The 13,600-nt window shown below is 66.0% G+C and carries 5 protein-coding genes; 1 reads left to right on the plus strand and 4 read right to left on the minus strand.

Annotated elements, in window-relative coordinates; translation table 11 throughout:
• The first annotated feature begins 384 nt into the window (after positions 1 to 384).
• Positions 385 to 10,017: an FG-GAP-like repeat-containing protein gene (locus ABMY26_RS07610; RefSeq protein WP_372395682.1), complete on the plus strand. Its 9,633-nt coding sequence runs from the start codon at positions 385 to 387 to the stop codon at positions 10,015 to 10,017.
• A 47-nt stretch (positions 10,018 to 10,064) separates the two neighbouring features.
• On the opposite strand, the gene ABMY26_RS07615 is transcribed toward ABMY26_RS07610, so the two are convergent.
• Genes ABMY26_RS07615 through ABMY26_RS07630 form a run of 4 tightly spaced genes read right to left on the minus strand, consistent with a single transcriptional unit; the run spans position 10,065 to position 13,474 of the window.
• The gene (locus ABMY26_RS07615; protein WP_372395944.1) at positions 10,065 to 11,039 is read right to left on the minus strand and encodes a branched-chain amino acid ABC transporter permease; all 975 of its coding nucleotides are present in this window, start codon (positions 11,037 to 11,039) and stop codon (positions 10,065 to 10,067) included.
• 39 nt (positions 11,040 to 11,078) lie between these two features.
• Positions 11,079 to 11,966: a branched-chain amino acid ABC transporter permease gene (locus ABMY26_RS07620; RefSeq protein ID WP_372394078.1), complete on the minus strand. Its 888-nt coding sequence runs from the start codon at positions 11,964 to 11,966 to the stop codon at positions 11,079 to 11,081.
• 22 nt (positions 11,967 to 11,988) lie between these two features.
• Positions 11,989 to 12,711 carry an ABC transporter ATP-binding protein gene (locus tag ABMY26_RS07625; RefSeq protein WP_372395683.1) on the minus strand — a complete coding sequence of 241 codons (723 nt, stop codon included), beginning with the start codon at positions 12,709 to 12,711 and terminating at the stop codon, positions 11,989 to 11,991.
• The gene (locus ABMY26_RS07630; protein WP_372395945.1) at positions 12,704 to 13,474 is read right to left on the minus strand and encodes an ABC transporter ATP-binding protein; all 771 of its coding nucleotides are present in this window, start codon (positions 13,472 to 13,474) and stop codon (positions 12,704 to 12,706) included. The genes ABMY26_RS07625 and ABMY26_RS07630 overlap by 8 nt, the downstream gene beginning before the upstream one ends.
• Between the last annotated feature and the right edge of the window lie 126 nt (positions 13,475 to 13,600).

Here is a 13,600-nt window from a genome sequence, read left to right on the forward strand (position 1 = left end):
TTTTCTATCCTATCAATCCCACGAACATGGGATTCCAAGAATCCCGAATCCAATTATTTCCAGTGTATTGCTAGTATCAACGATACCATGCAGAGGTTGTCGAAAAAAGCTGGAGGCGGTCGGGTGACATGTTTGGAGCAGGTCGATCCAATGCCGTATGGCGTGCCACGCCTGCCCGATTGGCTGGAAGCTACCGGTTGCATCATCGCATCTTCCATTTATGAGGCATGAGACCTGCTTTTTTCTCTTTTTCGACGACTGACCCGTGCGTGCCTGCCGAAGCGACTGAGAAGCGAGCAGACTTTTTTTGAAATGACCGGCCAGTCCGGTGCAACCGCTGAACCGGCACGGGATTTGCCGTTGTACTGGAAGGATTGAAAGATCGTGGCCACTCCAACCTTCACGCTGATCAGCGGCGGCATCTCCGGTGTGACGAATGTCGGCGGATCCTCGTCCCCGACATTCCAGGATTTCGACGGCGATGGAGACCTGGATCTGCTGGTTGGAAATCAAAACGGCGACTTGGTCTATTTCTCCAATGTCGGGACATCGCTGGCGCCGACATTCTCCCTGCAGGGCACCAATCTTTTCGGAATTTCCAACGTCGGCACCAATGCCACACCCAGCTTGGTGGATATCGATGGTGACGGCGATCTCGATCTGTTCATCGGTAACGCGGCCGGCGATACGCAGTTCTTCCGCAACAATGGAACGGCGTCAACGCCGACCTTTTCGCTTGAAGGCACCAATCCCTTCGCAATCGCCAATGTCGGCACCAATGCGGATCCGGCCTTCGCCGACCTGGATGGGGATGGCGACCTCGATCTGTTGATCGGGAACGGAGCAGGCGATCTTCTTCTGTATCGCAACGTCGGAACCTCGTCGTCTCCGACCTTCAGCCTGGAGGGAAGCAACCCCTTCGGCATCACGAACGAATCGGCTGGCTCCGCGTCCCCGACCTTCGCCGACCTCGACGGCGATGGCGACCTCGATCTTGTCGTCAAGAACGCCGTCTATATCAATACCGGCACGACGGCATCTCCGACCTTCTCCTCGGTTGGAACGGATGTCTATGGCATCTCCATCAGTGGTTCCCCCAATCCGGCTTTCATCGACCTCGACGGCGATGGCGACATCGATGCGCTCTTCGGCACCGGTAGCGGAGATTTCTCCTATTTCAGGAACATCGCGCCCGTCGTACGAACGCTCGGCGGTTCGGGAAACACGCTGACGCTGTCGCAGATCAACACCCTGACGGGCGGTGCCGGCACCGACGTGATCACGCTGGGCGACATCGGCGCGACATTCACCGTCCGCGCGGTCGAGACGCTGACCGGCGGTGCCGGTACCGACGTCGTCACGCTGGGCACCGGCGGCTCGACGATGCTGGTGAGCGGATTGGAGGCGCTGTCCGGGATTGGCGGCACCAATGTGATCACATTGGCCGGTTCGGCCGGCAACACCATGACGGTGTCGCGGCTGAGCAGCCTGACCGGCAACGTTGGAGCCGACGTCATCACGCTGGGCTCGGCGGGCAACACCACGACGATGAGGGAGGTGGAAACCCTGCTCGGCGGAGTTGGTACCGACCTCGTCACACTGCTGGGGTCGGGCAACACCGTGGCGTTGTCCGGCATGGAAACTATGCTGGGCAGTACCGGCACCGACGTCGTCGTCCTGAGCGACACCGGCAACACGATTGCGGTCTACTCCACTGAAACCGTCATCGGTGGTGCTGGAACGGATGTCGTACTGTTCGGCTCCAATGGCGTGCAGGTCGCCGCGTGGGGCGTGGAATTCGTCACCGCGGGCGGTGCAGGCGGCACGACGGCATTGAACCTGGGGGCGCAGGGCAATACCACCACGGTATCGTTGATAACGAGCATCGTCGGCGGCGTCGGCACCGACGTCATCACGCTGGGATCGACCGGCGTCACCGCCCGAGCGGCGGGATTGGAGACCCTGACCGGCGGCATCGCCACCGACGCCGTAACCCTCGGAACCGCCGGTTCGACCATGCTGGTCTCCCGGCTGGAAACGCTGACCGGCGGCGTCGGCACCGATGTGGTGATGATCGGCACGGCCGGTTCCACGCTGCTGGTGCGGCTTCTGGAGACGCTGACCGGCGGTGCCGGTACCGATGTGGTGACGCTGGGCACGGGTGGCTCGACGCTGCTGGCGAGTGACCTGGAGACGCTGACCGGCGGCGCGGGGGCGGATGCGGTGATGCTGGGCTCGTCCGGCAGCACGCTGACCGTCTGGCGGATCGAGACGCTGACGGGCGGGAGCGGAACCGACGTTGTGACGGTTGCCTCGGGCGGTTCGACACTGGCGGCGTCGCAGTTGGAGACGCTGACCGGCGGTATCGGGTCCGACATGGTGACGATCGGCAGTGGTGGCGGCACGCTGCTGGTCAGGTTGTTGGAGACGCTGACCGGCGGTGCCGGTGCCGACGTGGTAACGCTGGGCACCGGCGGCAACACGCTGTCGGTGCGGTTGCTGGAGACTCTGACCGGTGGTGCCGGAACGGATGTCGTCACCGTCGGCAGCGGCGGCAGCACGATGACAGTATCGCTGTTGGACACGCTGACCGGCGGGGTCGGCACCGATATCATCACGCTGAGCGATGCCGGCAACAGTTTGGCCGTAAGGCAGATCGAGACGCTGTTCGGTGGCTCGGGCTCCGACATTATCACTTACATTCTGAGTACTACCGAAACCATAACGTTAAGCAACATCGAGGCGATTAACGCCTCAGGGAGCGGAACGCTTACCGTCCAGGTCGGAGCGGATGGCGGGACGATATCGGTCGGTAACCTTGATTATGTCGTCGGTTCCTCGGCCACGGATGTCGTCACCCTTTCAGGGTCTTATATTATCGGCGTCTCCAATATCGAAACCCTTATCGGTACGAATTCCGTCGATCACAGTGTGACCCTTGGCACCGGCGGCATCACGATGCTGGTCGCCGGGATGGAATCTCTGATCGGTGGGATCAGCACCGATGTGATCGCCATCGGCTCCAGCGGCTCGACGATGGTGGTGTCGCTGCTGGAGACGCTGACCGGCGGCATCGGCACCGATAGGGTGACGCTGGGTTCGGCCGGCAGCACGCTGCTGGTGGATGGGTTGGAGACGCTGATTGGCGGTACCCGTACCGATGTCGTGACCATCGGCACGGCCGGCTCGACGCTGCTGGTCCGGTTGTTGGAGACGCTGACTGGCGGTGCCGGTGCCGACGTGGTAACGCTGGGCACCGGCGGCAATACCCTGTCGGTCATCGCTATCGAGACGCTGACCGGCGGCACTGGTATCGACGTTGTGACGTTGGGCACGGCGGGCTCGACGCTGCTGGTTTCGGCTCTGGAGACGCTGACCGGCGGTGCCGGCACCGATGTCGTGACGCTGGGCACGAGCGGCAATACCCTGTCGGTCATCGCTATCGAGACGCTGACCGGCGGCACTGGTATCGACGTTGTGGCGCTGGGCACGGCGGGCTCGACGCTGCTGGTTTCGGCTCTGGAGACGCTGACCGGCGGTGCCGGCACCGATGTCGTGACGCTGGGCATGAGCGACAATACCCTGTCGGTCATCGGTATCGAGACGTTGATCGGCGGCACTGGTATCGACGTTGTGACGCTTGGCACGGCCGGCAACACGTTGCTGACGAGTGGTGTCGAGACACTGGTCGGAGGTGCCGGTACCGATGTCCTGAATTTGGGCGACGCCGGCAATACCATCTCGACTCTGCAGTTCGAGACAGTCAACGGCGGTCTGGGAACCGATGTCGTCGCGCTGGGCAGCACCGGCAATACGCTTTCAATTTCGGCACTCGAGACGATCTCGGGCGGCACCGGCGCCGACGTCGTCACCCTGGGCACGGCCGGCAGCACCTTGCTTGCGGACCTGCTCGACACCATCGTCGGCGGCCTGGGGACCGATCTGGTCCTTCTCGGGACGAGCGCCGGTACAACGACGGTTTCGGGCTTGGAATTCCTGACCGGCGGTGCCGGCATCGACGTCGTTCAACTCGGCACATCCGGCAACACCCTCGTCGTCGCGGCCCTGGAGACGCTGACGGGCTCCGCCGGCACCGACGTCGTCACGCTGGGCGGCATCGGCAACACGCTGTCCGTTTCGGCTATGGAGACGCTGACCGGCGGCGCCGGTACCGATGTCGTCATGCTGGATCCGGCCGGCAACACCATCATGATTTCGGCGGCCGAGACGATCAACGGCTCGTCCGACATCGACGTCATCGTCTTCGGTTCGGCCGGCGCGACGATCCTCGCCAATCTGTTGGAAACGCTCACGGGCGGCGCTGGCACGGAACTGGTCGTCCTCGGCACGGCCGGCTCGACGGTTTCGGTGTCCGACATCGACACTTTGATCGGCGGGCTGGGCACCGACGTCGTAACGTTGGGCACGGCTGGCAACACGCTGCTGGCGGGCGCAATCGAAACGCTGATCGGCGGGGCCGGCACCGACGTCATCGTGATCGGAACCGAAGGTGCCACGCTTCAGGTCACCGGCATCGAAACCGTCATCGCAACCGGCCAGACGCTTCATCTCAGTGGGCTGGAAACCCTGGTCAGCATCCTGAGCGCCGATGTCCTCATATTGGACGATGGCGGCAGCACCCTGTCCGTTTCGGCCCAGTACAGGAGCATCATCGGGTCGTCGGGATCCGATGTGATCACGCTCGGCAGCGGGGGCCGCACCGTCTTCGTCGAGCGTCTCGAGACATTGACCGGCTCGACCGACGGCGATGTCGTGACCATCGGGACCTCCGGAATCACCCTGCTGGCGACCATGATCGAGACGATCGCCGGTGGGAACGGTAGCGACGTCATCATCCTTGGCAGCGCAGGCGGAACCCTGCTGGCGGACCGGCTGGAAACCCTGATCGGCGGGGCCGGTACCGATGTGGTGACGCTGGGGACCACGGGTGTCCCGCTGCTGCTCGCCGCCGTCGAAACGCTGACGGGTTCGACGGGGGTCGACATCGTCACGTTGGGCGTCGGCGGCGTCACCATCCTTGCCGATCTGCTGGAAACACTCACCGGCGGTGCGGGATCGGACCTGCTCTATCTCGGCTCCTCCGGCGACACGCTGCTGGTGACTGCCGTGGAAACCCTGGTGGGCGGTGGCGGCACCGATATCGTCACCCTTGGCGCCGGTGGCAGCACGATCCTGCTGCGCAGCCTGGAAACCCTGGTGGGGCAGGGCGGCACCGACGTCGTGACCATCGGCGACACCGGGACCACCATGCTGGTCTTTGGGCTGGAAACCCTGACCGGAGGCACCGGTACAGACGTCGTCACGCTGGGCACGGCCGGCAGCACCTTGCTGATATCCCTGCTGGAAACCCTGGTGGGCGGCGCCGGTACGGATATCGTTACCATCGGCTCGGCCGGCACCACGATCCTCACCGGCGCCCTGGAGACGGTTGTCGGTTCGTCCAGCGCCGACACATTGCTGATCGGTACCGCCGGCACGACGGTCCAGGCATCGGCGCTCGAAACAATCATCGGCTCTGCGGGAACCGACCTTATCATGTTGGGGACAGGTGGCTCCAGCCTGGTGGCCGATCTGTTGGAGACGATCATCGGCAGTGCCGGTACCGAATTCATCCAGCTGGGGGCCACCGGAAACACCCTTGTGATCGATGCGGTGGAAACCCTGCTTGGCGGAACCGGCACCGACATCGTGACCCTTGGTGCCGGTGGCAGCACGACCATCGTTCGCGGCCTGGAGACTCTGACGGGCTCCGTCGGCACCGACGTGATCACCATCGGCGACACCGGCACCACGATGATGGTTTCGGCGCTGGAGACGCTGTCCGGCGGTTCGGGCATCGACGTCGTCACGCTGGGCACGGCGGGCAACAGCCTGCTGGTGTCGGCGCTGGAGACGCTGACCGGCGGCATGGGTACCGACATCGTCACCATCGGCCCGGCCGGCGGCACGCTGCTCGCCAACCTGCTCGAGACGATCACGGGCGGCACCGGTTCGGAACTGGTGTTCCTGGGTTCCGCGGGTTCGACGGTTTCGGTGTCGGGCATCGACATCCTGATCGGCGGCACAGGCACCGACGTCGTCACCTTCGGCAACGCCGGCAACACGCTGTTGCTGCGCGGTATCGAGACGTTGGCCGGCAATGCCGGCACCGACGTCCTGACGCTGGGCGACACCGGCAACACCGTGGCGGTTTCGCTGTTCGAGACGATCGTCGGCGGCACCGCCGTCGACGTCATCGATCTCGGCACCGCCGGCAGTACCCTGTTCGTCTCGGCGCTCGAGACGCTGGCCGGTGGTGCGGGCACCGACGTCGTCACTCTGGGCTCGGTGGGCGGCACGCTTCTGGTTTCGGCCCTGGAAATGCTGATCGGCGGGACCTCGAGGGACATTGCGACGCTGGGCACATCCGGCAACACCCTGCTGGTCCAGGCCTTCGAGACGTTGACCGGCGGCGTCGGCACCGATGCCGTCACGCTGGGCTCGGCCGGCGGTACGCTGCTGGTCGGGGGGTTGGAAAGCCTGACCGGCGGCGCGGGTGCCGATGTGGTCTTCACCGGGCTTGGCGGCAGTACGCTGCTGATCTCGGGCATCGAAACGCTGGTCGGCGGCAGCAACATCGAGACGGCGAACAGCGCTTCGGACATCGTTGCGCTGGGGACGGCCGGCAGCACAACCACCGTCCGCGGCCTGGAGACTCTGACGGGCTCCGTCGGCACCGACGTGATCAGCATCGGCGACACCGGCACCACGATGATGGTCTCGGCGCTGGAGACGCTGTCCGGCGGTTCGGGCATCGACGTCGTCACGCTGGGCACGGCGGGCAGCAGCCTGCTGGTGTCGGCGCTGGAGACGCTGACCGGCGGCATGGGCACCGACATCGTCACCATCGGCCCGGCCGGCGGCACGCTGCTCGCCAACCTGCTCGAGACGATCACGGGCGGCACCGGTTCGGAACTGGCGTTCCTGGGTTCCGCGGGTTCGACGGTTTCGGTGTCGGGCATCGACATCCTGATCGGCGGCACAGGCACCGACGTCGTCACCTTCGGCAACGCCGGCAACACGCTGTTGCTGCGCGGTATCGAGACGCTGGCCGGCAATGCCGGCACCGACGTCCTGACGCTGGGCGACACCGGCAACACCGTGGCGGTTTCGCTGTTCGAGACGATCGTCGGCGGCACCGCCGCCGACGTCATCGATCTCGGCACCGCCGGCAGTACCCTGTTCGTCTCGGCGCTCGAGACGCTGGCCGGTGGTGCGTGCACCGACGTCGTCAGTCTGGGCTCGGTGGGCAACACCCTTGCGGTGACGCTGATCGAGACGCTGAGCGGCGGTTCGGGCATCGATGCGGTGACGCTCGCCAGTATGGCGGGCAACACCCTGCAGGTCTCGGGGCTGGAGACGGTGACGGGCTCCGCCAGCACCGATCTGATCACCATCGGGACGGCCGGCAGCACGCTGCTCGCCAACCTGCTGGAGACGACCATCGGCGGCTCGGGCACCGACGTGATGTTCCTGGGTTCGGGCGGCACCACCGTCCTGGTTTCGGGCATCGAGATTCTGGTCGGAGGCACCGCCGCCGATGTCGTCACACTGGGTACGGAGGGCCACACGCTGCTCCTGCGCGGCCTGGAGACGCTGAGGGGGGCTGTCGGCACCGACGTCGTCACCATCGGCGACACGGGCACCACCATGCTGATCTCGGCGCTGGAAACCGTCATCGGCGGTTCGGGCACCGACTTGGTCATCCTGAGCACGGCCGGCAACAGCCTGCTGGTTTCGGCTCTGGAGACGATCACCGGCGCTGCCGGCACCGACGTCATCACCATCGGCACGGTCGGCAGCACGCTGCTCGCCAACGCCCTGGAGACGATCGCCGGCGGCACGGGTTCGGAACTGGTGTTCCTGGGTTCGGCCGGTTCGACGGTCCTGGTGTCGGGCATCGACATCCTGATCGGCGGCACGGGCACCGACCTCGTCACCCTGGGCACGGCCGGCAACACCGTCCTGCTGCGCGGCATCGAGACGCTGACCGGCCTGACCGGCACCGACGTCATCACGCTGGGCAACACGTTCAACTCGCTCCTGGTGAGCGGCATCGAGACGCTGACCGGCGGCATCGCTTCCGACATCGTCACGCTGGGCACTGCGGGCAACACCCTGCTGGTGTCGGGCATCGAGACGCTGACGGGTGGCGTGGGCACCGACGTCGTGACCATCGGCACGGTCGGCGGCACGACCCTCGCCATCGGCATCGAGACGCTGATCGGTGGCACGGGCCTCGAGGTGATCTTCACCGGTTCCGCCGGTGCGACCCTCACCGTGTCGGGTGCGGACTACGTGATCGGCGGCGCCGGCACCGACGTCCTGACCCTGGGCACGGCCGGCAACACCACCACGATCCGCGGCATCGAGACGCTGATCGGCGGTGCGGGTTCCGACCTGGTGATCCTGGGCGACACCGGCAACACGATGACGCTGGGTACCGACATCGAAACGCTGGTCGGCGGTTCGGCCACCGACGTGCTGTCGCTCAGCACCTCGGGCGCCACCCTGTTGACCCGTGCGATCGAGACACTGATCGGCAACGTGGGCACCGACGTCATCACGCTCGGTGACACGGTCAACACGATCACCGTGACGGGCATCGACACCCTGACCGGCGGCGCTTCCACCGACGTCGTCTTCACTGGTACGGCCGGCGTGACGATGACGGTTTCGGGCGTCGAGTTCCTGGTCGGCGGCAGCGGCACCGACATCGTGACCCTGGGTTCGGCGGGCAACACCGTCATCACCCGCGGCATCGACACGCTGTCGGGCGGTGCGGGCACCGATTGGGTGTTCCTGGGCGACACCGGCGTCACCATGGCGCTGGGCAGCGGCATCGAGCTGCTGATCGGCGGTGCGGCGACCGACGTCGTCACGCTGGGCACCACGGGCAGCACGCTGCTGACCCGCGCGGTCGAGACGCTGATCGGCTCGACCGGTACGGATGTGATCACGCTCGGCGACACGGCGAACACGCTCACCGTGTCGGGCATCGACACGCTGACCGGCGGCGCTTCCACCGACATCGTCTTCACCGGTTCGGCCGGCGTGACGATGCTGGCTTCGGGCGTCGAGTTCCTGGTCGGCGGCACCGGTTCTGACGTCGTCACCCTGGGTTCGGCGGGCAACACCGTCATCACCCGCGGCATCGACACCCTGACCGGCGGTGCGGGCAGCGACTTGGTGATCCTGGGCGACACCGGCGTCACCATGCGGGCCGAGAGCGGGATCGAGATCCTGGTCGGCGGCGCGGGCAGCGACGTGGTCAGCCTCGGCGACGGTGGTTCGACGATCCTCCTGCGCGGCATCGAGACGCTGGCGGGTGGCACCGGCAACGACGTGATCACTCTGGGCAACACCGGTGTGACCATGTCGCTCAGCAACGTCGAGACGCTGATCGGCGGGACCGGCACCGACTCGGTGACGGTGACGGCTGGCTCGATCCGCTTCCTCGGCGGCACGGGCGACAGCATCAGCCTGGCGTCGGGCAGCGGGACCGACACGATCGTGTACTCGTCCTTCACCGACATCAGCGCTCTGGGGGCCAACACCGGGTTCATCTCGGTGAGCAACTTCCAGACGGGCACCGACAAGGTGCAGCTGACCGGTACGGCCCGGACCACGGCGGACAAGAATGGTGACTCGGCGCTGACCACGGCGTCCGCGGCGACCAACGGGGTGAGCGTCACCAACGAACTGGTGAGCCTGACCTCGGCGGTGAGCGGCAGCCTGACGGAAACCGACCTCGCCAGCTTCCGCTCGGCTCTGGGGACGCTGACGAACTCGTCGGCTGGTGCGAGCACCCTGGTTCTGGCCAACAACGGCACGAACTCGGGTCTCTACCAGGTGGTCGATACCAACGGCGACGGCCAGGTGGCCGCCACCGAGGTCCGGCTGCTCGGCGTCTACAACGGCACGGTGCTCTCGCTCTCCGACATCAACCTCGGCTGAGCCTAAGCATCACGGTAAAAGGGAAGGGGCGCCCGCAAGGGCGTCCCCTATGCCGGTCGGCCGTGCGGGGGCAAGCGTGCCGCCCGTCTTAACTGTGTCGCTCGGGAAATGTGGAAAAGGATCTCCCCGACGATGCCCCTGCGGAACAGCAGGACGCAGACGACGAAGATGCAGCCGATGACGACCGGCACCGGCAGGCTGGTGGCGGCGAGGTAGCTTTCCAGCGTGACCACCAGCGCCGCCCCCACCACCGGGCCGAGCAGCGTGCCCATGCCGCCGAGCAGCGTCATCAGCACCACCTCGCCCGACATCTGCCACGTCACGTCGGTCAGCGAGGCCAGCTGGAACACCAGCGCCTTGGTCCCGCCGGCCAGCCCCGCCAGGCTTGCCGACAGCACGAAGGCCACCAGCTTGTAGCGGTCGGTGCGGTAGCCGAGCGACACCGCCCGCGGCTCGTTCTCGCGGATCGCCTTCAGAACCTGCCCGAACGGCGAATGGACCGTGCGCCACACCAGCGCGAAGCCGCCGAGGAAGATCGCCAGCACGACGTAATACATCGTCAGCGGCTGGGTCAGGTCGAACAGCCCGAACAGCGTGCCGCGCGGCACACCCTGGATGCCGTCCTCGCCATGGGTGAAGGGAAGCTGCAGCGCCAGGAAGAAGATCATCTGGCTCAGCGCCAGCGTGATCATGGCGAAGTAGATGCCCTGCCGCCGGATGGCGATCGACCCGCAGACCAGCCCCATCAGCCCGGCGACGGCGGTGGCGGCGAGCAGCCCCGCCTCCGGCGCCCAGCCCCATTCCTTCACCGTGTGGGCGGCGATGTAGGCCGCCCCGCCGAAGAAGGCGGCATGGCCGAAGCTCAACAGGCCGGCGAAGCCGATCAGCAGGTTGAAGGCGCAGGCGAACAGCGCGAAGCACAGCAGCTTCATCAGGAACACCGGATACAGCAGGAACGGCGCCAGCACCGCCAGCAGCAGCCCGCCCCCCAGCAGCAGCGCCTTGCGCGCCCCCGCCTCCATCCCCGTCCGCGGCAGCGCCTGGGTTTGCATGCTCATCGCTTATCTCTCCCGTCCGAACAGGCCGGCCGGCTTCACCATCAGCACCACGGCCATGATCACGAACACCACGATGTTGGAGGCCTCCGGGTAGACCAGCTTGGTCAGCCCCTCCAGCAACCCCAGCCCCAGCCCGGTCACGATGGCGCCGAGGATCGAGCCCATGCCGCCGATCACCACCACCGCGAACACCACGATGATGATGTTGGAGCCCATCAGCGGCGACACCTGGTAGATCGGCGCCGCCAGCACCCCGGCCAGCCCGGCCAGCGCCACCCCGAAGCCGTAGGTCAGCGACACCATCACCGGCACGTTGATGCCGAAGGCCTGCACCAGCGTCGGGTTCTCCGTCGCCGCCCGCAGATACGCCCCCAGCTTCGTCCGCTCGATGGCGAACCAAGTGCCCAGGCACACCAGCAGCGACGCCGCCACCACCCAGCCACGATATGTCGGCAGATACATGAAGCCCAGGTTGGTGCCGCCCTTCAGCAGGTCGGGGATCGGATAGGGCTGGCCCGACACGCCATATTGGTGGCGGAAGGCGCCCTCGAGGATCAGCGCCAGCCCGAAGGTCAGCAGCAGCCCATAGAGATGGTCGACCGTGTAGAGCCGGCGCAGCAGCGTGCGCTCCAGCACCAGCCCGACGGCGCCGACCGCCAGCGGCGCCAGCACCAGCGCCCCCCAATAGCCGATGCCGGCATAGGTCAGCAACAGCCACGCCACGAAGGCGCCGACCATGTACAGGGCGCCGTGCGCCATGTTGACGACGTTGAGCATGCCGAAGATCACGGCCAGCCCGAGGCTGAGCAGCGCATAGAAGGAACCGTTGATCAGGCCGAGCAGCAGCTGGCCGAACAGGGCCTGCGGCGGAATGCCGAGCAGATGGGACATGGTGGGTCTCTCGTCTCCCGCTTCACACGCCGAGATAGGTGTGGAGCTTGTCCATGTTGGCGTTGAGCCGGTCGTTGGGGATCATGTCCACCACATGCCCCTCCTCCATGACGTAATGGCGGTCGGCGATGGTGGCGGCGAAGCGGAAATTCTGCTCGACCAGCAGGATGGTGAAGCCGCGCGCCTTGAGCGCCCGCACCGCCACGCCGATCTGCTCGATGATGACGGGAGCCAGCCCCTCGGTCGGCTCGTCCAGCAGGATCAGGGTGGCGCCGGTGCGCAGGATGCGGGCGATCGCCAGCATCTGCTGCTCGCCGCCCGACAGCCGCGTGCCCTGGGTCGAGCCGCGGCCCTTCAGGTTGGGGAACAGCTCGTAGATCTGGGCGACGGTCATGCCGCCCTCCTTCACCACCGGCGGCAGCGTCAGGTTCTCGTCGACGCTGAGGCTCGAGAAGATGCCGCGCTCCTCCGGCACATAGCCGATGCCGAGCCGCGGGATCCTGTGCTGGGCCATGCCGGTCAGCTCCTGGCCCTGGAAGCGGATCGAGCCGGTGCGCTTGCCCATGATGCCCATCACGGCGCGCATGGTCGAGGTCTTGCCGGCGCCGTTGCGGCCCAGCAGCGTCACCACCTCGCCGTGGCGCACCTCCAGGCTGACGCCGTGCAGCACATGGCTCTCGCCGTAGAAGCCGTGCAGGTCGGAAATCTCAAGCATCGCTGTTTTGGTGTCGATCCCGTCAGGCATGTCCGGTCCCCCCAGTGCCCATGTACGCTTCCATCACCTGCGGGTTCTTCGACACCACCTCGTATGGCCCCTCGGCGAGGATCTCGCCGCGGCGGAGCACGGTGATGGTGTCGGAGAGGTGGGCGACGACCGAGAGGTTGTGCTCGACCATCAGCACGGTGCGGTCGGCGGCGACGCGCTTGATCAGGGCCGCGGTGCCCTCGATGTCCTCATGGCCCATGCCGGCCAGCGGCTCGTCGAGCAGCATCACCTCCGGGTCGAGCGCCAGGGTGGTGGCGATCTCGAGCGCGCGCTTGCGGCCGTAGGGCAGCTCGGCGGCGGTGTGCCCGGCCCAGGGGGAGAGGTTGACCGCCTCGATCAGCTCCAGCGCCCGGTCATGCAGGTCGTAGAGCGACGACTCCGACTTCCAGAAATGGAAGCTGGTGCCGAGCGGGCGCTGGAGGGCGACGCGGACATTCTCCAGCACGCTGAGATGCGGGAAGACGGCCGAGATCTGGAAGGACCGCACCAAGCCCATCAGCGCGATGTCGGCCGGCTTGGTCCTGGTGATGTCGCGGCCCTTGTAGAGGATCCGGCCGCGGGTGGGCGTCAGGAACTTGGTGAGCAGGTTGAACACCGTGCTCTTGCCGGCGCCGTTCGGGCCGATCAGCGCATGGATGGTGCCCCGCTTCACCTGCAGGTTCACCTCCTTGACCGCGACGAAGCCCTTGAACTCCTTCGTCAGGTTGCGCGCTTCCAGGATGATGTCGTCAGAGGCGGGCAGGCAACCGGAGCGATTGGCATCGTTCCGTGCATCCGGATCGTTCAAAGCGGCAGTTGTTTGTGTATAGTGCATCCAAAGTGCCTCAATCAATCGTTCAGCTGCTTGACAATCCGAGTTTCCTCATGC

Origin of the sequence: Azospirillum sp. HJ39, assembly GCF_041507355.1 — a bacterium.
Lineage (GTDB): Bacteria > Pseudomonadota > Alphaproteobacteria > Azospirillales > Azospirillaceae > Azospirillum > Azospirillum thiophilum.